General features: G+C 46.7%; 25 protein-coding genes. 11 read left to right on the top strand and 14 right to left on the bottom strand.

What is annotated here, in order from left to right; all coding sequences use genetic code 11:
- Window positions 1-15: 15 nt before the first annotated feature.
- The 8 genes from EO131_RS09950 to EO131_RS09915 all read right to left on the bottom strand — a co-directional run bounded on the left by EO131_RS09950 (window position 16) and on the right by EO131_RS09915 (window position 6632).
- Window positions 16-744 (bottom strand): ABC transporter ATP-binding protein, encoded by a 729-nt coding sequence (locus tag EO131_RS09950; RefSeq protein WP_127019040.1) that lies wholly within the window; start codon window positions 742-744, stop codon window positions 16-18.
- Window positions 741-1925, bottom strand: a complete 1185-nt coding sequence (locus EO131_RS09945; protein ID WP_127021427.1) for a nitrous oxide reductase family maturation protein NosD — start codon at window positions 1923-1925, stop codon at window positions 741-743. Before EO131_RS09945 ends, EO131_RS09950 begins: the two co-directional genes overlap by 4 nt.
- A gap of 124 nt (window positions 1926-2049) precedes the next feature.
- Window positions 2050-2349, bottom strand: a complete 300-nt coding sequence (locus tag EO131_RS09940; RefSeq protein ID WP_127021357.1) for a cupin domain-containing protein — start codon at window positions 2347-2349, stop codon at window positions 2050-2052.
- Window positions 2350-2367: 18 nt separating this feature from the next.
- Complete coding sequence (locus tag EO131_RS09935) at window positions 2368-2799, bottom strand: nitrous oxide reductase accessory protein NosL (RefSeq protein WP_127021355.1); 432 nt, start codon at window positions 2797-2799, stop codon at window positions 2368-2370.
- 3 nt (window positions 2800-2802) lie between these two features.
- Window positions 2803-3417 carry a hypothetical protein gene (locus tag EO131_RS09930; RefSeq protein WP_127021353.1) on the bottom strand — a complete coding sequence of 205 codons (615 nt, stop codon included), beginning with the start codon at window positions 3415-3417 and terminating at the stop codon, window positions 2803-2805.
- A 125-nt stretch (window positions 3418-3542) separates the two neighbouring features.
- A complete protein-coding gene (nosZ, locus tag EO131_RS09925) occupies window positions 3543-5495 on the bottom strand; it encodes a Sec-dependent nitrous-oxide reductase (protein WP_127021351.1) in 1953 nt (650 codons plus the stop codon).
- A gap of 37 nt (window positions 5496-5532) precedes the next feature.
- The gene (locus tag EO131_RS09920; RefSeq protein ID WP_127021349.1) at window positions 5533-6114 is read right to left on the bottom strand and encodes a fasciclin domain-containing protein; all 582 of its coding nucleotides are present in this window, start codon (window positions 6112-6114) and stop codon (window positions 5533-5535) included.
- A 5-nt stretch (window positions 6115-6119) separates the two neighbouring features.
- Entirely contained in the window at window positions 6120-6632 is a 513-nt protein-coding gene (locus EO131_RS09915; protein ID WP_127021347.1) for a c-type cytochrome, read from the bottom strand.
- 116 nt (window positions 6633-6748) lie between these two features.
- Here EO131_RS09915 and EO131_RS09910 point away from each other — a divergent pair, with 116 nt between their 5' ends.
- Window positions 6749-7180 carry an RrF2 family transcriptional regulator gene (locus EO131_RS09910; RefSeq protein ID WP_127021345.1) on the top strand — a complete coding sequence of 144 codons (432 nt, stop codon included), beginning with the start codon at window positions 6749-6751 and terminating at the stop codon, window positions 7178-7180.
- Between the two features lie 127 nt (window positions 7181-7307).
- Here EO131_RS09910 and EO131_RS09905 read toward each other — a convergent pair whose 3' ends face one another.
- The 3 genes from EO131_RS09905 to EO131_RS09895 all read right to left on the bottom strand — a co-directional run bounded on the left by EO131_RS09905 (window position 7308) and on the right by EO131_RS09895 (window position 10737).
- Entirely contained in the window at window positions 7308-8162 is an 855-nt protein-coding gene (locus EO131_RS09905; RefSeq protein ID WP_127021342.1) for a hypothetical protein, read from the bottom strand.
- A 40-nt stretch (window positions 8163-8202) separates the two neighbouring features.
- Entirely contained in the window at window positions 8203-10263 is a 2061-nt protein-coding gene (locus tag EO131_RS09900; RefSeq protein ID WP_127021340.1) for a TonB-dependent receptor plug domain-containing protein, read from the bottom strand.
- Between the two features lie 96 nt (window positions 10264-10359).
- On the bottom strand, window positions 10360-10737 hold the full coding sequence (locus EO131_RS09895; protein WP_127021338.1) for a hypothetical protein: 378 nt from the start codon (window positions 10735-10737) through the stop codon (window positions 10360-10362).
- Window positions 10738-11012: 275 nt separating this feature from the next.
- On the opposite strand from EO131_RS09895, the gene EO131_RS09890 reads away from it, so the two are divergent.
- The 9 genes from EO131_RS09890 (at window position 11013) to EO131_RS09855 (ending at window position 17623) form a co-directional block, all read left to right on the top strand.
- Window positions 11013-12101, top strand: coding sequence for a sensor histidine kinase (locus tag EO131_RS09890; protein WP_127021336.1), 1089 nt, complete (start codon window positions 11013-11015; stop codon window positions 12099-12101).
- Window positions 12102-12103: 2 nt separating this feature from the next.
- Window positions 12104-13435, top strand: a complete 1332-nt coding sequence (locus EO131_RS09885) for a sigma-54-dependent transcriptional regulator (protein ID WP_127021334.1) — start codon at window positions 12104-12106, stop codon at window positions 13433-13435.
- Between the two features lie 225 nt (window positions 13436-13660).
- Window positions 13661-14143: a GreA/GreB family elongation factor gene (locus EO131_RS09880; RefSeq protein WP_127021332.1), complete on the top strand. Its 483-nt coding sequence runs from the start codon at window positions 13661-13663 to the stop codon at window positions 14141-14143.
- On the top strand, window positions 14140-14505 hold the full coding sequence (locus EO131_RS09875; protein ID WP_127021330.1) for a hypothetical protein: 366 nt from the start codon (window positions 14140-14142) through the stop codon (window positions 14503-14505). Before EO131_RS09880 ends, EO131_RS09875 begins: the two co-directional genes overlap by 4 nt.
- Before the next feature lie 134 nt (window positions 14506-14639).
- Window positions 14640-15227, top strand: a complete 588-nt coding sequence (locus EO131_RS09870) for an MCP four helix bundle domain-containing protein (protein WP_127021328.1) — start codon at window positions 14640-14642, stop codon at window positions 15225-15227.
- Window positions 15228-15268: 41 nt separating this feature from the next.
- A complete protein-coding gene (locus tag EO131_RS17140) occupies window positions 15269-15424 on the top strand; it encodes a hypothetical protein (RefSeq protein WP_163636553.1) in 156 nt (51 codons plus the stop codon).
- A 41-nt stretch (window positions 15425-15465) separates the two neighbouring features.
- Window positions 15466-16758, top strand: a complete 1293-nt coding sequence (locus EO131_RS09865; RefSeq protein ID WP_127021325.1) for a Glu/Leu/Phe/Val family dehydrogenase — start codon at window positions 15466-15468, stop codon at window positions 16756-16758.
- A 59-nt stretch (window positions 16759-16817) separates the two neighbouring features.
- On the top strand, window positions 16818-17237 hold the full coding sequence (locus tag EO131_RS09860; protein ID WP_127021323.1) for a GreA/GreB family elongation factor: 420 nt from the start codon (window positions 16818-16820) through the stop codon (window positions 17235-17237).
- Complete coding sequence (locus EO131_RS09855; protein ID WP_127021321.1) at window positions 17234-17623, top strand: hypothetical protein; 390 nt, start codon at window positions 17234-17236, stop codon at window positions 17621-17623. Before EO131_RS09860 ends, EO131_RS09855 begins: the two co-directional genes overlap by 4 nt.
- A 14-nt stretch (window positions 17624-17637) precedes the next feature.
- Here EO131_RS09855 and EO131_RS17135 read toward each other — a convergent pair whose 3' ends face one another.
- The gene (locus EO131_RS17135; protein WP_164731663.1) at window positions 17638-17799 is read right to left on the bottom strand and encodes a hypothetical protein; all 162 of its coding nucleotides are present in this window, start codon (window positions 17797-17799) and stop codon (window positions 17638-17640) included.
- Between the two features lie 59 nt (window positions 17800-17858).
- Here EO131_RS17135 and EO131_RS09850 point away from each other — a divergent pair, with 59 nt between their 5' ends.
- A complete protein-coding gene (locus EO131_RS09850; protein ID WP_127021319.1) occupies window positions 17859-19742 on the top strand; it encodes a SulP family inorganic anion transporter in 1884 nt (627 codons plus the stop codon).
- 44 nt (window positions 19743-19786) lie between these two features.
- Here EO131_RS09850 and EO131_RS09845 read toward each other — a convergent pair whose 3' ends face one another.
- Window positions 19787-20380, bottom strand: a complete 594-nt coding sequence (locus EO131_RS09845; protein ID WP_127021317.1) for a Pycsar system effector family protein — start codon at window positions 20378-20380, stop codon at window positions 19787-19789.
- A 16-nt stretch (window positions 20381-20396) separates the two neighbouring features.
- Window positions 20397-21239 carry a restriction endonuclease gene (locus EO131_RS09840; RefSeq protein WP_127021315.1) on the bottom strand — a complete coding sequence of 281 codons (843 nt, stop codon included), beginning with the start codon at window positions 21237-21239 and terminating at the stop codon, window positions 20397-20399.
- Window positions 21240-21242 lie beyond the last annotated feature (3 nt).

Raw genomic sequence — 21242 nt, 5'->3', positions numbered from 1 at the left:
ATAAGGTCGTAAAAACTATATTTCAGTATTTTCAGCATGGTTTTCAGAAGTGGTTAGGGTTGCAATGGCATGTTCAAAACTGGTCTGCCCAGTCTGTTTCTTAAGTTCGGGGATGGTTCCCTTAAAGTAAATGTCACCTTCCAACAGGTATACGATCTGGTCGGCCATTTCTTCTACAAATTGCATGATATGGGAGGTGATGAGGATGGTCTTTCCATTGGACTTTTCCTTCAAGATCAACTCCTTCAAACGAATCAGGGCCATGGGGTCCAGCCCCGTGGTAGGTTCATCGAGAATGAGCAAGGGGCTGTCGAACATAAAGGTCAGTACAATGTTCACCTTTTGTTTGGTGCCCCCGGAGAGGGTGGACAGTTTTTTATCCAGAAAGGGTCCAAGGCCAAATAGGTCTATCAATTCCTTTTCAGCACTGGGACTGTTCCGCAGGTCCTTGATCATATGGATAAGCTCCTTCACTTTGATGTTCGGTGGAAAGTTGGCAATCTGTGGGAGATAATCGATCTGCTTGCGGTACTTCCATTGTTTTTTGATAGGCTTGTCCAGCACAGTTATGTGACCCTTATCAGGAAGCACCATGCCCAGGATACTCTTGATCAAGGTGGTCTTTCCCGAACCGTTAGGGCCCAAAATGGCATAGATCTGGCCCTTGTCTATGGTCAGGTCGACACCTTTCAATACCTGGTTCTTGCCAAACTGTTTGTGCAGGTCTTTTATCGTTATGGTCATGATCGTATTTTCATTAAAGGTTGGGCATCTTTTAAATTGTCCGGGGTGAACACCGGGGAGACCCTTTCGGAGAAATCAATGATATCCATGAAAAGACTCCGCAACAGGACAATGGTCTCCGGAGTGCGGTTCACTACATACGAAAAGAGCTTGACCGGACGGTAGGGCACATCCCCGATACCATCCTTGTCCAGATCATATCCGGTATAGCCACTCCAAAAGTTGCCCTCGAACACATTGTCGTTCAATTTGCTGTTATAAGAAATATCGAAGGAGTTGTACAAGAAATTATTGCCCCTGAAACTATTGGTATAGCAGGCCCCTATCACCCTAATGGCCCAACCATTGCCTATAAAATCGTTGTTGGTATACCGGATTCGGTTAGATCCCTCAATATTGATACCGATGGTGTTTTCCTCAAAGGTATTTCCAATGATCTCTGCATCATTGATTTCCTTCAACAACATGCCGTAAGCGGCAGTTCCCCAATTCTTGCGGAAGGTATTGTTCTTCATGGTGATGAACTTGGAGAACATGACCGCAACACCGGCACCATTGTTTTCAAAAGTGTTTTGGGTATAGATATCGTGGTTGGAAAACATGAAATGGAGCCCATATCGGAGATTGTCCATACTGGTGTTCTCTGTAATCGTAATCCGATCGGAAAACTCCAGATATATGCCGTCCCGCGTTCCCTGGACATGGTTTTTGATCACTTCGATGTCCGAGGAATACCACAATTGGATACCGTTCCCTGAATTGTATTCATCCACTGCATCGCCGATGATCCGGTTGTGGTACACCTTGCCATTTGATGATTTTTCCACGTAGATGCCGAAGAACAATTGTTCCAAAACCATGTTCTGAATGCGGAAATCCTTGCTCCGAATCACCCGTATGGCCGCATTGTCCTTGGTATAGCTGACACCAACATTGATGATGAAAAGCCCGTCAAGTGTCACCCCGTCCGATTGGATCTGAAAGATTTCCCCTTTTTTTTCGCCGTCCACAATCGGATAATCCGTACCCTTGATGACAAGAGGCTTGTCCACCACAATCTCATATTCCCGATAGGTTCCCTTTTGGACCAACAGGGTGTCATGGGCCTTGGCCAGTTGGATGGTCTGCTTGATGGAACTGTATTCGCATGTTGTGCAAATCTTCCAGGTCTTGGCCCAAATTCCTTGACATAGCAGTGATAGGACCACCCAAAGAATGTATGTGTGATATGGAGTCTTCAATTTGATACGGGTATTGTTTGGTATGCCCAAAGGCAACCTTATAGCTTATGAAGCTAAGATTTCTTTATCGGATAATCAAAAATTTGGTATCTGCAAGGGCCCTTACCCAATGTTCCACTTCCTTGGAAAAACCAAAGTGTTGCTGTGGCAATAAAGTGACGCTTTGATTTTCGATGTGGAAATCAATGGAACCCTCCAAAACGACCAAATGGGCATCTTTAGGGGAAGTGTGCTTTGGAAAGATGGCATCCTTGGCCAAACTGATACTGAGAATTTCCATGGATTCAGTTTTGGCCAGTTTTTCAATCTGTAGCCCGTCAAAGGGTTGTTGGGCAATGGTATTGTCTATATCTATTTTATACATAGTTGTGTAATTGTTTCACTATTGATATTGTTGTTTCAATTCGTTCCAGGAAAGCAATTCACCTCCATTGGCATCCAGTGCATGTCGGGCAGCTCCTTCTTCATCAAAGGCACTGAGATAGGCGCCCATGGGACTCGGGATGTTGTCGCTGATCAAATAGGTGGCCTTTGTCGCATCGATCAGCTCCCCAGGTCGGTCAAAATCATTGGCCAAGAATAGGGCTATTGCGGATTCGTCCCAATCTTTTAACTGGTTCATCATACATTCCACGGCATCAAAGTTGAAGACCTTTCCCTTGGTGGTGACCAGCTGTGCGGCATGTTGTTTGTCCACAATGGTCATACTACAATAGTGGCAAGCTACGTGTCCATAATCAATCGGTTTGGGACCTACATTGCATCCTGCCAAGCACATGAATATTAACAACAATGATAATTTATGCTCTTTCATAAGTTACTTTTTTGTTTTTGTGGTTTTCCATCCGAGGAACCCGGCGGCCAAGGTCAACATCATGCCCACGAACATGAGCCAAGCTCCTGAAGCGGGCAAGGAGGTCACGTCAAAGTTCAACATCTTCACATGGCCCAACAATGGGGGTTTGTAGGTCATGGGGGTACCATCCGGATTGGTCAGTTTCATAATGGCGTTGGGATCTAAATTGGTGCCGTAGTCCACCAACCATTCGTTGAAATCGTACATCCCCAGTATGCCCATAATGGACATTAGGGTAAACCAACCGAAGAACCATTTGTAGCTTACCTTGTCCAGAAAGCCTAAAATGCCTATTAACACCCCAAGCCCTACCATGATTCCGATGACCATGGGAAAGGTGCCAAATTCCCACATATCCTCTACTTTGGGTAGCGTGTGCATGCCGATATAGTGGTTCAATCCGTCAATGTTTTGGATATCGAACTCGCTGACGCCCTGTAGCCCATTGATATGGATGTTCAATCCCAATGGGTCAGGATATTGGGGTGCACCCAACATGATGTTCCAAAGCGGGAAGACATACAATCCCAATAAGAAGAGCGGGCCAATGATCATTAATATACTAGCCTTTTTCATTTTTTTTGTTTTAAAGGTTACAAACTGAGTGCGGTTTTTTGGTAAACGGTTGTTTTTTCAATTTGTAAAAAAAGCGGGCAGGTCATGGACGCAGCCCGCTTTGTTTCTTGGCAAGTCAATCCGAATTACTCACCAAGGGACCATTTGAGCTCTACATTGGAATTGGCAGGGGACACCCTGACATATCCTTGCATCTCTTGGTGCAGTGCAGAGCAGAAATCAGTGCAATAGAATGGCCATACCCCAACTTGTTTGGGTTCCCAAACCGAGGTCTTGGTCTGCCCTGGCATGATCAACAGCTCAGAGGTGTTTTGGCCCAGGATGGAAAATCCGTGGGGCACATCAAAGTCCTGTTCGTGGTTGGTGATATGGAAATAGACCTTGTCGCCTACCTTGATACCCTCGATGTTGTCCGGTGTGAAGTGGCTACGTATGGTGGACATATACACATGTACCTCGTTACCATCCCGGACCACTTTGGACCCATCCGCTGTAGTGACTGCATAGGGGTGCCTGTTTTCGTCCAAACGGTAGATTTTTTGTGACCTTGGGGCCAAAAGTTCCGCTGGACATCCTGCCGCATAATGGGGTTCCCCATGGGTGGGGAAGTCATAGATCAATTCCATTTTATCCCCGGAAATGTCATAGATCTGCGCCGAGTGTTCCATCTCCGGACCAGTGGGTAAATAGCGATCCTTGGTGATCTTGTTCATGGCCACGACGTACTTGCCAAAGGGCTTCCTGGAGTTGCCCCCGGGGATCATCAAGTGCCCCACAGAATAATAAGTGGGTTTTCTGTCGATAACCTCCCAAGTGCCCAACTGCCATTTCACGACTTCGGATGAGATAAAGAACGTGGTATAGGCATTTCCCTTGCCATCGAATTCGGTGTGCAGTGGGCCCAGACCACCACTTTTTACTTGCCCGGCCAAAACGTCCTCAAACTTCAATATTGGAATGCCATAGGCTTCCCCATCGAATTTTCCCCCTTCGATGGCAGCGATCATTTTATCAAAAGAGTGTACCGTCAAATCAGCCGACAATTTACCGTTACCAATGATGTACTGTCCTGTAGGATCTACATCACAACCATGCGGGGATTTAGGTGTGGGGAGGAAAAATACTGCGCCGGGAACCTTTGTGGGGTCCACGGTAAGTACTTCATCCTTCATGGTCGATGTCCCGGTATGGGAATGCTCATCGTACACATTATGTGCATAGTTGGCCGGCATTTTGGTGCCACCACCGTTGTTCACATATTCTTCGATTTTTTTCCAATTGATCGCCGCGATGAAATCTTTGTCGTTTTGGGAGGCATTCACTTCCAAAAGGGTGTTGGCCTCCTCTGTATTATAGGTGGTAAAGAAAAACCAGCCGTGGGACTTGCCCCTTCCTGGGTGGGAAAGGTCATAGTTGAAGCCCGGCATCAACAATTGGAACTTGATGGCCATATGGCCATGTTCGGGATCTACACTGATAAAGGTAAGGGCACCTTTAAAGTTTCCTTTGTACTCACTTATGGACATGTCCCGTTGGGGCACAGGAACAGCAAAACGGGTGCCGGCCACCACATATTCGGTGTTTTCCGTGATGAATGAGGAACTGTGGTTCCCTGCACTGTTGGGTACCTCGATGATCTCTGCTGTTTCAAAGGTGCTAAGATCGACCCTTGCAATACGGGGAGTATTGTTCCCGTTTACAAAGATCCATCTTCCATCCAATTCTCCATTGGTCTGGGAAATATCAGGGTGGTGCAGGTCATCCCAGGGCACAAATCCATGGGAGGTGTTCAACATGGGAATGGTCTCTTCCGAATAGCCGTAGCCAGATGTGGGAAATTGTGAGAATACCGGGATTTCCTTGAACATCCTTCCGGAAGGCAATCCGTATACCGTTAGGTTGCCACTATATCCCCCTGAAAGAAAGGCATAGTACTCATCCTGTTCTCCAGGAGCTACATAAACTTTTTCGGCGGCACTGGAGGACAGGGCCCCGTTCGAACTTTGGTTCTGCTGGCCACAGGAAACCAGCATCAAGGCCGCTCCCAGGGTCAGTATCAAATGGTGTTTTACTTTCATTGTGTTAGGATTTATTCGTTTTATTGGAGTTAATCAGTTATTGGGCAGGAGGGAGGATGACCTTGTCCACGACATGGACAATTCCGTTTCCCGCAGGTACACTGGCTATGATCTTGGCCCCTCCGACAAAGACATCGTCACCTTTGACTTCCACGGGGACATCTTGGTTGTTGGCCTGCCCCAGTTTTTTGAATTTTTTCAAAAAGTCCTTGGAATAATTGCCCGGGGTCACGTGGTATTTAAGAATGTTGGCCAAAGCCTCTTTGTTCTCTGGTTTTAAAAGATCTTCCACGGTGCCTGCCGGCAATGCATCGAAGGCTTCATTGGTCGGGGCAAATACCATCAAAGGTCCTGCGTTGACCAGGGCATTCTCCAGTTGTGCAGCTTTGACCGCTGCCACCAAAGTGCTATGGTCAGGGGAACCAATGGCAATCTGAAGCACGTTGGGAGTGGATTCATCATCTTCGATAAAAGCTTGTCCTTTGTTGCTCTCCAGTATGGCTTCGGATGCATTTGTGTCAGGGCCGGTTGTTTCGTTCTGGGCCCTATCCTTACAACCGACGTGAATCGCAAGCAATAAGGTCAGCCCGAGGGTACTGAGTTTAATGGTTGATTTCATATGGTTTAATTTAATGTCCTGAAGTATTCAAGTATGGCGCGAGCCTGCTCTTCGGTCAACCCTTGGTTGGACATGGGCGATCCGTTGAACTCTTGGAGCAAGTCTTTGGCCAGGGGATCCTGTTGTACCATTTCCTGGGGGTTCAAAATCATGTTCATGATCCATTCCGGCGTCCTTCGTTCCAATACCCCATTGGGTGGAGGGCCTATAAATTTTTTACCCACTCTATGGCAGGCCAAGCACATTTGGTCATAAATGGCTTTGCCGTTGTCTGCCATGGCCTGATCGATCTCTGGGGCCAAGGTCACGGATTTGATGGGACCGACGCCTTTGGTGGACATGTCTACACGTTCGGAAGCTTTGGTCTCCGTGGCAGGGCTTGTTTCAATAGGTTGTTCCGTTGTGGCCTTTTTCCGTTGGACACTAAAGCCATCCTCTTTCTTCTCCTCTTGTTTTCCTCCGCAACCGATCATGATCAGCACGAAGAGCAATGTTATTCCTTTGATTATCGTCTTCATATGTTAAATGGTTAAATAATTTGTGTCAAATGTAACCAGGGTTACTTACCCATAACATGATATAAATCATAAAAAGGATAAAAATGTCTTTTAATCTTTGTTAGCATATTGAACCTATGTTATCCAATTCATCCAAATATGCCATAAAAGGAGTCCTGTACTTAGCCCTGAACTCCGGTGAAGACCAAAAGATTTTGGTCAGGGATATGTATGAATCCATCCATGTGTCGGAGACCTACTTGGCCAAATTGTTGCAGGAGCTCTCCAGGCATGGAGTCATTTCTTCAACCCGTGGTCCCAAAGGAGGGTTCTACCTAAACGAAGAAGACCGGAAAAGAACGCTAATGGATATCGTAAAGGTCATCGATGGTGAGAAACGGGTGAAATCCTGTGTCATGGGGCTTAAGGATTGTGATATGGACCATCCCTGCGTACTCCATAAATTGGTGGGTGCCAACAAGGCGAAATTTATCAAAGTTTTGGAAAGAACGACCATTTTGGACTTGATAGACGGAAAACAGGACATCGAAGAGTTTTTTCCTATTTGACCCGCCCCCAATCTTTTTATAGTCGGTTCCCAGAAACCTCTTAAACCCCGAACCTATATTCATAAAAATGGCCATCCGATCACGGATGGCCATTTCCAACAAACGAATAACCTAAGATGCCATGGAATTAAAATTCCAGTTCAAAAAATAGGCTACTTTCTTCATTTTCCTCTGTAATGTCCTCACCTTTCAATACATCCCCGTTGTCATTGAGAAGTTTTAGATTGATTTTCCAGTAACCGGTCATGGTCAGGGAAAGTTTTCCAATGTAACTGCCCGATTCGGGATCAAAGATCAAATCCTCATTGTTAGGGGAACTGTGGTTGCCCATACTGGGCATTCGAGGATCTATGGTGATCGTGTGATCCGCAACCGGGGGAAAATTCATCATGGTCTCCATTTTGAAGAGTACAGCCGAAAAGTCGTTCACGGCGACTTCCGGGGCAAAGGGCATCATGGTCAATATGTATCGGACATTATCCGTTCCGGTGAACACGTTGACCGTTTTCTTTCCGTTCACAGGGGCATTGACTACAATTTGATCAGTGACATTATAGGTGGTGCCCCCGATACGATATTCCAGGTTCAGTTCCCAATATTCATCAGTATTGCTGGCCATCTGGAAGACTATATAACCCTTATAGACCGTAGCATCCCCTGTTGCTGTAATCTCAGATCTAGGGCAGGAATGGGTCTTGTCGGTCATATGCATGATGGGATTCCATGCGATGGTCGCATCGGGAATGTAGCTTTCGGTGGCAAGGTCCTTGATACGGACATAGACCTCGTTATAGCCTAAGAAATAACCGTCCTGATCCGAATAGAGCTCCAAGACATGCCCATTGGCCTCAAAACTGGAGGTAAGGTTGAAGGCTTCAAGCGGATTGTCCGAAACGGGCATGGGATCATCCGTACTATCGGAACAGGATACCATCCCCATGGACAAGAATAGAAGTGCAAATATGGATTTTATAGTTTTCATTGTTATGTATTTTTAATTGGATTGATAAAAAGTTTTAAGATCAATTGATGGCATAGGAAAGGGTCATGAAAAAGTTCCTTCCCATCCGAGGAATGTTGTTCCAGTCGGCATAGGTGGAATAATAGGTATCGAAGATGTTCTCGATTCCCATCTTGGCATACAGCCTGTCCTGGCCCATCGAAAAGGATTTTCCCATGGACAGGGAGAGCAGGGTGTAGGCAGGGGTTCGGTCCTCACCAAAATCCGGACTAAAGTTGTTTTGCTCCAATGCTCCCGAAAGGCTAAGGGAACCGGAAAAACTTCCATCACCATAGGTGAATCGGACACGATAGTCCACGGGACTTATAAAAGGCAGGTTACGGCCATTTTGGTCCGTGCCCCGGTGGTAGGAGATGGATCCGTTCCAATCAAGTTCCGAAGTGATCTTGTATGCCATGTCCAAGGAAACATTGTAAAGGTTGGCATATTCAAGGTTGGTATATACCTTGACCCCATCGGCACCAATGGTCATTACATCCAGAACAGGATCGATCTCCCCTATGATGTAATCCATGGTATGGAAATAATTGCCTTCCACACCGATTTCAAGGTTTTTTAACGGCAACGCCAACTTGAAATGGGACTCCAAGGCCTTTTCATTCTTAAGGTCCGGGTTTCCAATATAGTCGTGGTTGTCAAAACTGTTGAACAGATAAAAGCCAAAACCTTCCGAGACCGATGGAGATCGGTCCCCATAGGCAAGCCCGCCACTGAAGTGCACCCCCTTGAACGCCTTGTGATAATGTGCGGAAATGCTCTTCATCACCCGGGTCTGCCGTTGGGTCATATCCGGATAGAAGATCCGAAGGCTGTTCAAACCGAACCTATCGGCCACATTATAGGCTTGGACAGCCACTCGTGTTGAAAACTTCAATGATGCTTCCTTTAGGGTAATCTTGTCCTCCAGATAGATGCCCGAATTCAAGGTCCGCACATCGGGCCAGGTCAACATGAACATTTCTTGCTCGTTGGGGTCATTGGGATGCATGGTCATCTCCGCGAGGGAACGGTTGTAATAGCCGTCAAGTTTACCCATAAGCACATGATTGTCCACGGACAATTCCGTCTGGGTGTAAAATCCATAGGTATCGCTCCAGCCGGGCATGTCCATCCGAATGGGCACATCGGGCCGTTGGCTATCGTCCATGACATGCGTAATGGTATTCGCATAGACCTTGGTCTCCCAGTTTTTGAAGCTTCCCACAAATTTTGATTGTATCCAGCTCACGGAGCCTATATATGCCCTGGCGAGGGATACATCCATGGGAAGCGCAGGATACCCAACATCCCGTGCCTCGTCAAAAATAAAACTGGCCAACAGCTTTTGGTCTTCGGCAACTTTGTACCCCGCGTTAGCGGACAGGTTGTATTTTTCAAATTGGGAAAATGCAATTTCTTCACCACTACCTGCGGTATAATTATCCGCTTTGCGGTAAATGATGTCAGTATCCACATAGAAGCGCGCATCCGAAAAATTGAGTTCCCCTCCCACAATCTGGGATGCATTGTTGGTCTCATAGCCCGTTTCCACGGAACCGGTCCATCCCAAGGACTTAAAGTTGCTCTTTTCCAAACGCATGTCCAAGGCTCCTCCAATGGTATTGCCATGTTGGGCACCCTGTTGTCCACTTTTGACTTGGACTTCAGAAAGATTCGATACATCCACATAAGAGGTAATGGGATCCATTTTATCAGTGCAGGCCCCAAAGATCCGCATACCATCAATGGTGATGGACAAACGCTCGGAGGTCATGTCATTGAGCATGGGGTCCCATGCATAGGCCCCTCTTTTGATCATGGATACTTTCTTGGAGGATTCCAAATACTGGTCCAAAGTGGACAGGGGCTTGGGCTGTGATTTGTGCGATATACCCCTTTTAAAGACAGAAATGACAATCACTTCCTCAAGATTTATGGGGATAATCGAGTCCATGGTCGGAACCGGTACAGGTTCTTGGGCCTGTAGTTTTTGGTGCAGCAGAACAACAATGCATAGAACCAGGGTCCATACAACATACATCGAACTGCGCAAACCGGTCCCGGATGAATTTTTGTTTTTCATTGTTAAAACGGTTTTGAACGATTTCAAAAAGGAATAGGGGTACTTTTCCGAATTCCTAGGACTATGGAATAGGTTGGGAAAGTACGTCAAAGGGTATCAGGTCAATTCTGGGGGATGGGTAATGTCTGCCGTTAAGAGTAGAACAATCATTCCTTGATAATAAAATGTACTGTTCTTGGTAGCTATAGTTGTTTGGCGTCCAAGATCTATTTGTGACATGGACTCAAAGTAGACGACATGTTGTACTTCCGCCTTGGACCTTTGTTCCCCAAAGGGGTTTTTGTCTTGATCGTTCTGCTCCTGCTCCAATAGTTTGGCGAGGTAGCATTTGCCGTTGCATTGAAGTTGCGGTTTGTCCTTGTTCTCGCATAGTACGTTCGCGATGTAATCGTAATTGTTCACATATTCCATAATCGGCCAAAGGGGCTTGACCAACATGGTGAGTGCGACCAAAAGAATTACCATGCGCTTCATGTGAACAAAAATAAAGGTAGGAAATGGAGAGGTCCATGACAATTGTCATAAATAGGATAAAAATATCTTTTTTTCGGATTTTATTGTATGCTACCTTCTGCAATATCCCAAAATCATTTCGGTCACCAATTGATAGGGACAGGGATGGGCTTCCCCAATCTTGCCGTACCTTTGTTACAGTATGGTGTTTGGGCATTCATGAAGTCTTTACTTAAAGAGCTGATCCAATGCGAGGTGTCCATAGCCATTTTCAACAGAAACGATCGTATCCATCTATGACAAATACGGAACAAAAATTAAAGGAACGTGTCAAGGAACTGACCTGTTTGTACGAAGTAACCTCCATTATCGTTAATTCCAATTATGACCAGTTGGAAGCCTCCTTGGAGGCCATCGCTTATTGTTTGAAACGGGGATGGCAATATAGTGATGTGGCGGAAGCATATCTATCCGTTGGGGAATATCAGGTGGGCACCGAAAATTTCCACAAGGATATGGTAGCATTGACTGCCGAGGTTAAATTGTTCAATAATTCGGAAGGTTATATTACAGTAGGCTATCCCCGCCCAAAGTTTTCAGACAACGATTTTTTGGAGGAGGAGCGTACCTTGCTCAACAATATCAGTCTTGCGGTTGGGAGTTTAATGGAACGAAAACAGATCCGGGATGCTGAGGAAGAGACAAAAAGACAAATGGAGCGTGCCGATAGGTTCCACATTATGGGAGAAATCACTGCTGGGATAGCCCATGAACTCAATACACCATTGGCCAACATTTTGGGCTTTGCCGAATTGTTGATGGAAAGTACCGATGATCAACAGGCCAAAAGGGACCTTCAAAAGATCAGGGACAATGCCATATTCAGTCGCGAAATTGTCAAAAAACTCATGTTCTTCACCTGTGAGATGCCCCAGGAAATGGAGCTCATCGAGTTGAACGGTATCGTGGACAACGTCCTACGCCTATTGGGCCCCTCCCTGAAGGACAAGAAGTTGAAAGTGGTCAAATCCGATACCCGTGGTCCGGTCCTTATTCAGGCCAATTCGGTCCAATTGACACAGGTATTTTTCAACTTGATCATGAACGCGGCCTATTATTCCCCAGAAAAGGGTACCATCACGATTGATATGGATGATTCGGAGAGGGAAACCGTGATTCAAATCGCAGATCAGGGGCAAGGGATAGCCCCAAGCCAAGCCGATCGTGTTTTTGAACCGTTTTATACCACCAAACCCCTTGGAGAAGGTACAGGGCTAGGCCTTAGCGTTGTCCATGGGATTGTCCGAAGCTACAAGGGAAACATAATCCATAGACCCAATAGACCCAAAGGAACTATATTTGTCCTAACATTTCCAAAAGTATAGGCATGGCGCTTCATAGGGAGAATATTTTGGTGGTTGATGACGATACAGGAATATTGGAGCTATTGTCCAGGCAGTTGAAAGGTCTCGAGTACCATGCCTACAAGGCTATTTCCGTTAAGGAGGCCTTGTTCATTCTAAAGGACGGTGCCATCGATCTTTTGATCACCGATATCCAGATGCCCGAAGTGGATGGTCTACAATTGCTGAAGTACGCCAATGAACATTATCCAAAGATGCCGAAACTGGTGCTCACGGGCTATCCCTCGGTGGACGGAGCCCTTGAGGTCCTTAGATCCGGTGCCGTGGATTATCTGACCAAACCCTTTACCATGGAGGAACTCAAGTCGGCTGTGGAGAAGGCATTGGCCCATAGACCAAAAGTAAATGAACCGGTCGTGAAGACGCCCCAGGTCGACAAATCGGTTCCCGTCTTTCGGGAAATGGTCGGGGATTCCAAGGCTTTTCACCAAATCAACAATATCATTGACAGGGTCAAGAACAATCGGGCAACCGTACTCATTCGTGGAGAAAGCGGTACGGGGAAGGAGTTAGTGGCCAGGGCAATCCATTATTCCGGGGCTTTTGCCAAAGGTCCGTTTGTGGCCGTCAATTGTGGGGCCATTCCGGAGAACCTCCAAGAGGCAGAGCTGTTCGGGTATGTCAAAGGAGCCTTTACAGGGGCCAATGAGAACCGAAATGGTTTTTTTCAAGCGGCATCAGGGGGAACGTTGTTTCTGGACGAAATAGGATCGGCTTGCCTCGCGGTCCAGACCAAACTGCTTAGGGCCCTGCAGGAAAAGGAAATTACCAAGGTAGGTTCACGAAGAACTGAAAAAGTGGAGATACGGATCGTGGCGGCAACCAATGTCGACCTGGTGGAAGCCATAGCTAACAAACAGTTCCGGGAAGACCTCTATTACCGGCTGACCGTTGTGGAGATCAATGTTCCCCCGCTTAGGGAACGTAAGTCGGACATCCCTCTTTTGGTAGATCGTTTTCTTCACAAATATGGTGTGGAATACAAGGACCGTCTTTTGCGCATAAGCCCTGAAGCCCTGAAAATCCTGGAACGCTATGGGTGGCCAGGAAATATTAGGGAACTGGAAAACGTTGTGCAACGTGCGGTCATCATGTCCGATGGCCAAATCGATGTAAAGGACCTACCGACCAACCTCAAATTTCAGATTGATTTTCCCGAAACACCCTTTCTTCCACTCCGGGAGATGGAAAGGCAATACATAAAAAGAGTATTGGACCATACCCAGGGAAACAAGAGCAAGGCTGCAGAAATTTTGCAAATCGATCGTAAAACCCTCCGTGACAAGCTGGATTGAGTTGGTGCAATATTCCCCAACTGGGGAAATATTCCCCATTTCTTTGATTTCTTCCATATTTAAATAAAATATTAAATAGCTGTTTTTCAGAAACTTGAATGGTTTCAAGTTGTTTATGTCATTCTTGGGCATAGACTTTGCTCCTTGTATGCCAAAAGATGCCCATCGTGAAATGGAAGTTATCCTGAAGGCACGGAAAAGGTTAAACGGTAATCAAGTACGCTTATGAAATATGGAAACCTCATTTTTGAAAAGAACGAGTTTTTGATGACCAGAAAGTTCTTGAAAGGGAACCCTTTGTGGGAAGACTATGCCCATCAGTATGTGCTGGAAACATTGGAAAAAAATCTGGACAATGCCATAGTGATGGACAAAGGTCAGGTGCCTTCCGACGTTATCGGGCTGTATTCTATGGTTACCATTGTTGATTATTCGGGTCAACGCCGTTCTTTCCGTCTGGTGCCCCCCAATGGGATCGATGCCAAAGAAGACCACATTTCGGTCATCAGTGGATTGGGAGCCTCCCTGATCGGATTTTCCAAAGGCGATAGGATTTCCCACGGCCTGCCGGGCAACCAAAGATCCTTGCTCATTGAAAATGTGGTACAGGGCCCCGGAAGGATGCGTCTTTCCATTTCGGATGCGGATTTGAGGAATATGGTGGTGGACCCTCGAAAAAACAAAGAACCCAAAATTGATATGATATGATCAAATATGTAATTGTCCTTTTGTTCAGTACGGGCCTGTTGAGTGCCCAAGATACTTCAATTCCGGCCCGTTTGGAGGTCAATGTGGGCGACGTCCTTGAAATAGGCAAGCCCGAATCGGCCCAATACCGGTACATTGATTTTCCCAGGGCCAATTTTATCATCAAGAAAGGAGGCATTGCCGATTTCAAACGCTTGATCGGTGAGAGGGTAACCGTAGTGTCGATCAAGGAACGCAGGGACGGCCGTACCAAGATAAAGATCAAACGCGCCGATGGTAGACGATTTTTTGGCAGCCATGCCCAGATAGGGGCCGAATTTGAACATGCCATGGAATCCGGTGAACTGTTGGCCGTAAAATGAATTGAAGACCGGTTAGTTGATTGATGTGGTCCACCCGGAATCCCAAAGTTAGTTTAGCTCAGGTAGTGTCGGAGACCGGGTGGATTTTCAGTATTGGACAGCACAAATTTTGAACGAATAAAACCTTTAAAGCCATGATTGCAAAACTTTCAGTCAAACAACGGATTCAGGTTGGTCTGATCTTGAGTGTCGCCTTTGTATTGGTCCTTGGGTCCAACCTCATGGATCGGCGACATTTTTCGACCATTGAACAATCCGTAAAATCCATTTATGTGGACCGTATCGTGGTACAGGACTATATCTATCAGTTGCAGAACCATGTCCATAAAATGGCATTGGATCTTATCGGGGAACAGCAGCAATTTGATACCTACCATCCCCAAGGACGTATCGACGGCCTCTTGGGGGATTTTGCGCAAACCCAATTGACTCGGGAGGAGGCCCGGCTGCTGGGACAATTGAGACAACAGTTTTCTGCCCTGGACCTAAAGGATAGGGAACCCGCCCTGGCCCAATTGCAAAGAATAGGGCAAACCTTGGATGGGCTGGAGCAGATCCAGTTGGACCAAGGGAACAGACTGACCGAGCTATCTGAAAAAACCTTGGGTGTGAACCGGATGTTGTCCAATTTGGAAGTGGTGTTCCTGGTAATCATTGCCATTTGCATCATGCTCTTGATCTTTTATCCTGTCAAGATATTCCAACCCATCCATTGGAACTGACCATTGAAAACCTAGGAGAGATAAAATAAAACATATACCACATGAAAGAGATCATCCGCAGTTTGTGCACAACGTGTCTGTACCTTGACGATTGCTCGTTGAACACGGACAAAACCAAGACCCTGGTTTGCAATGAATATGTCCATCGATTGGACGATTCCAGGGAACCGGCCATTATGGTCACCGATGAAATGTAAATCAACAAACAATGGACCGAAGGTCCGTTTAATTTTCAACAATGACAACAACGATAACATCTGAAAAAAAACAGCCCAAACAGGGCATGTTGGACAATGTCATGCGCCAATTCAACAATGCGGCCGACATCATCGAACTGAACAAGAACATTCGCAAGATCCTAGAGGTGACCAATAGCGAGTTCATCGTGCATTTTCCGGTCCGTATGGACAATGGTGAGGTGGAAATCTTTACCGGGTATCGGGTACAGCACAACAACGCTTTGGGTCCCTATAAAGGAGGGCTTCGCTATCATCCAACCGTGGATATCGATGCCGCAAGGGCATTGGCCATGTGGATGACCTGGAAAACATCGTTGGCCGGATTGCCCTATGGCGGGGCCAAGGGGGGCATCCAATTGGATCCGACCAAATATTCCCAGGACGAACTCCAACGTATCACCAGAAGGTTCACCTATGCCCTGGGGGACAATATCGGACCCGAGTTGGATATTCCCGCTCCCGATGTGAACACCAATGCGCAGACCATGGCCTGGATACTGGATACCTATATGTCCACAAAATCCCCCAACGAACGTTCCAAAAACCTCCATGTGGTCACTGGTAAGCCCATTGGGGCCGGAGGTTCCGAGGGAAGGGACAGGGCCACGGGCTATGGGGTCTATTTGACCATCAAGTTTTGGGCGGAATCCAAAAACACGGACTTGAAGGGCAAAAAATTCATTGTACAGGGATTCGGTAATGTGGGGTATTGGGCCGCCTATTTTTTGGAAAGGGAAGGTGCAGTGCTCACGGCGGTACAGGATGCCTATGGCAGTATCCATAACGATCAGGGCATTTCCACAGAGAACCTTATGGCCTATACCAAGGCAAACAAGGGGAGCATCCTTGGATTTGCAGGGGCCAGTCCCATGGACAACGGAGATTTTTTCTCATTGGACTGTGACATTTGCATTCCAGCGGCCTTGGGCAACCAGATCACGGTCAAGAACGCCCATACCATCAAGGCAGGACTCATTGCGGAAGGTGCCAACGGACCGACCGATGTACAGGCCGAAGAGATTCTATTACAGCGGGGCGTGGACATCATTCCCGATATTTTGTGCAACTCCGGCGGGGTGATTGGTAGCTATTTTGAGTGGTTGCAGAACCGTAATGGTGAAATTTGGACCTTGGAGGAAGTATTGGACAAATTGGAGAAAAAGATGAGGGAATCCTACTTTAAGGTGGCCCAAAAGGCAAAATCCAAAAAGGTCGATATGCGGACCGCCGCCTTTATCATTGCCATTGAACGGCTGGAGGAAACCTATGTCCAAAGAGGCATATTCCCTTAATGGTTATGCCCCCACAAGGATCTGCGAAGAGGTAATGGACTAATATTATACATGTTAAGATGAAATACGGCAATTTAGTTATAGAAAAAAAGGAGTATGTGTTGCTCAAGCGGTTGATGAACCTAACCGGGTATTACAAGGACAACACCTTACGTAGCTCTGTCAAGAAATTGGTCGGGGAGATGGAAACCGCCCAAATCTTGGATGACGGCGAAATGCCGAAAGATGTCATCCGGTTCAATACCATGGTCACCATCGTATCCGAGGCTGGATGGCACAAAAAATTCAAATTGGTACTGCCGAGCAACAGCGATGTCAAGAACAACCATATTTCCATCCTCACCCCTATGGGGGCAGCGGTGATCGGTTATGCGGAAGGGGATTCGCTGGTTTGGGAATTCCCTTCGGGAAACCAACAGTTACAGATAGAAAAAGTAGAACAGGAAAACCAATCCATCAACCTAGATATGGTATTATGAGCACCATGAACCGACCTTATTTTCATGAATCGCTGAGCCAGATCATCGTTAAGAAAGACAGGGCCGAGATCAGCAATTGGACCGAAAGCATGGAATTGATCAACGAGGAACTGCAAAGTCTGATCCTGTTGGAAAAGCAGGTGCTTGGCAGTCCCCAATGGAACCAGCAGCTTGTAGCGGTACAACGTGAGAACCAATTCCGTCTCGGGGCGCTGTATCGCTGCGAACGGACCATGACCAAAGCAATCGAATGCGATACCACCGAATGTGATGCATATTATTTGAACACCCATGAAAAGAACCGGAACGGTTACATGGACCATGTTCGCAATTATGTGCGTGTCAAGACTGTTTTTTTATCCAAGGTCATGGAGCGTTTGAAGTAGCGGTGACCATGTCCCTAAATGCCCCCTTCCGAACCAATTCCATCGGGAAGTTTCCAAGGGGGCATTTTTTCTTTGGCAGTTGCCAACTGCACATCCCTGGCCAAATGGGGAAGGATCAAGGGCACTTCATGCCTATTTGCAATTATAGTATCGGGACCTTCTTGACGAAGGGCCATTTAAGAATCGATCCGACCTTGATTTGAAGGTCGTAGATCAAAAACCAACACTTAATAACATGAAATATTTTTTCTCAAACCTCAGAGGTGATCTTTTTGGTGGAATAACAGCAGGTATTGTGGCCCTGCCCTTGGCCCTGGCCTTCGGGGTCAGCTCGGGAATGGGCCCCAGTGCCGGATTGTACGGTGCCATTTTCATCAGTTTTTTTGCGGCCCTTTTCGGCGGGACCAATACCCAGATATCGGGACCTACGGCACCCATGACGGCTGTGAGCATGGTAGTGGTGGCAGGCATAGTTGCGTTGAACGACGGAAGCCTTGAAAAAGCTTTGCCGGCCATTTTGTTGGTCTTTCTGATGGCAGGGCTCATTCAGATCGGTCTAGGCCTTGTGGGTTTGGGAAAATATATCCGGTATATCCCTTATCCGGTGGTCTCGGGTTTCATGACGGCCATAGGGGTGATTATTTTGATCACACAAATTTTACCTTCCATAGGCTATTACCCCAAAGAGGATGCGGAATTGGTCGACCAGTACAGGCCCATGGCCCAGGAGGTGATTTTGAAGAACATTCTCAAGGAGGAATCCAATGAGGGCATCTTGGTATTGGACGATTTCCAGGAAACCATCGATCGTGCAGGGGAGGTTGCCCCTGGCGATGTATTAAAGGAAGCGGAGACCTTGGCAGGCAAGGAGGCTTCCGGAGTTGTGGGCACCATTAGGGTGTTGCCCAGGGCACTTCAACATATCGATTGGTTGGAACTGGCGCTGGCTTTGGGCACCATTGCCATTATTTACGGGTTCAAAAGGATAACAACAGCTATTCCCAGTGCTTTGGTCGCCCTATTGCTGGTTTCCGGGGTTGCCTTTGGTTTGGGTCTGGATTACAGGCCGATTGAACAGATACCCAGTGGTTTTCCGATTTTTCAATTGGGCATTTTTAGCGAGTTTGAATGGAACGCCATAACACCTTATATTTTTACGGCATTGACCTTGGCCTTGTTGGGGGCCATAGACTCTCTCTTGACCTCTGTGGTTGCCGACAATATGACCAAGACACAACACCGTCCCAACAGGGAATTGGTGGGACAGGGCATTGGGAACAGTATGGCCGCTTTGTTTGGGGGGATTCCTGGGGCAGGGGCCACTATACGAACCGTGGTCAACATCAAATCCGGGGGCAAGACCAAACTTTCCGGTATGGTTGCCGGTGTCGTACTTTTGGTGGTCCTCTTGGCACTGGGGCCGGTCGCTTCCAAAATCCCTGCAGCGGTCCTGGCAGGCATTTTGGTCACAGTAGGCATCGGTGTGATCGATTACAAGGGACTCAGGGCCATTCCGTTCTTGCCGAAGGATACCAAGATTGGCCCGTTCAAACTTAGTTCTGAGGTAATCATCATGCTGGTCGTCATGGTACTGTCCTCCATTTGGAACCTAGTCTATGCGGTGGGTATCGGATTGGTCATTGCCTCCCTGATGTTTATGAAAAAAATGGGGGACTTGACCGCAGAACGCTCCGATGTGAAGACCCTGGAGCAAGAGAAGGGTTGGGCGGATGAAGCTGCGTTTCCGGAAAGTCTAAAAAGAAAGGTATTTATCAAACATTTGAAAGGACCTCTGTTTTTTGGATTTACCAGTGAGTTCCAGCAATTGGCCAAACAGATTCCACGCTCTGCATCAACGGTCATTATCCGCATGGACCGTATGCAATATTTGGACCAATCGGGACTCTACACCTTGGAGGATGTATTGATCGATCTCAAAAATTCAGGGATCGAAGTGTTGTTTGTTGGATTGTTGGAACAGCCCAGGTACATGATGGAACGCGTTCGGTTGATTCCTTCATTGATTTCGGAGAACCGTATATTTATCGACTTTAAAGCATGTACGGCGTATTTAAAAAGCAACTTGGATCATACAGTTGATGTATCGAAGGAAAATTAGATCTGCCAGTGGTTCAAATGACTAGAATTTTTTGGATAGACTTGTCAGTTCAAAATAACGGTGCCCGTAATCAATGAATATGCAATCGTTGCTATTATGCCTATCAAAAGGATTCCGGATGATATCAAAAGCAAACGTTGTTTTTTTGCTATGGCCTTGCCCAAGAAGTAAAGATCGACCACCATTTCATCATAGGTGTTCTGTCCACTTTCCATTATGCGGTTCAATTCTTCCTTAAACTCGACGAGGGATTGGTTGGCAAAATTGTCCGCATAGAGGGTACCCTTATAATTGCTGGCCCTGAATTCCTTTCCAATGTACCGATGGGGCAACATGCTGAATATGGCGAATATCATGGAGAACAGACTACAAATGACCAAAATCCGGGTTCCGATGGTAATGGTGAATTCCCCATTTGCCGGAACAAGGACCAGGGCTCCCAACAATAGGGAGGAGATGATGGAATTGACCGTGAGCATGATCCTGGCCTTGTTGTCAACCATTTTCAGAAGATTGTAATGGTTCCGGGACAGTGTTCTGAAAAGGGTCTGTACCCCACGGGAATCATACTTTTTCAGTTTATCCATCCGTTGGTTTTTTGATGAGGTTTTCTCCGATATGGATTCGGTATTTTTCATAACGTTCATTATTGGTTCACAAATGGCACAATTGATGGACCTCGGACAATACCTCCCTGGTTTTTCTGGAAGAAAGATGTAGTGGTTGCAATACTTCGGGTCGTTGTTCGATTTCCAGAGTCAGGATGACATCCCGATCTAGAAGCTGACGCTTTTCATGCTTGGACAGTGTGGTCAGTGCGGTGATGGGATAGAGTCCGAATCGGTCCACATGCTTTGGGATGCCGTTGTCCTTGGGATGGTCCCAGCTTAACAGCGTCAATCCGATGCAGTTTCCATAGTTGATGGCATCGGTGGTGAAACGGGTATTGGTGACCAGCCAACCTTGTTTTAAATGGGTGCTTTTTTCCGGATCGGCGTTCCATTTTTTTTGAACATCCAAAAACCTGGAATTGATGTATAGGGGAATCTTGACATTACTTGAAAATTTGGTGTCGGAATGGAACTTGCATTCAATGGCGTAGACATCGCCCTGTTTTTCTGCCAATACGTCTATCTCATGATCCACACATGCACCCTTTAGGACAACACCTACCTTGGTATTGTACCCTTTTTGCCTTAGAAGGGCACCGACCATTCGTTCAAAGGGATAGCCTGTGGGTCCTAGGTCAAAGATGGCCCGTTTCAAGCTGTATTTGGATGCACGGACGCGGTTTGCTTTTTTTAAAAAGGAAAAAACCCTTCTGTGAATCTCATCGGTCGAAATACCATCATAGATCCAAGGCTCAATGTGGGCTGAAACTGCAGCAATTTCTTGCGGTGTGGCCCCACATTTTTGAAGGGAATGTTCCAATTTGGCAATTGAAAAATCTTCCAGTTCCCCGGAATATTTCTTTACCTTAAATGTTTCGTGCTCCATACT

The sequence above is a fragment of the Flagellimonas beolgyonensis genome, from assembly GCF_003992615.1.
GTDB lineage: Bacteria > Bacteroidota > Bacteroidia > Flavobacteriales > Flavobacteriaceae > Flagellimonas > Flagellimonas beolgyonensis.
The sequence above is the reverse complement of the archived record's forward strand: the minus strand, read 5'-3'. Positions and strand labels throughout refer to the sequence as shown.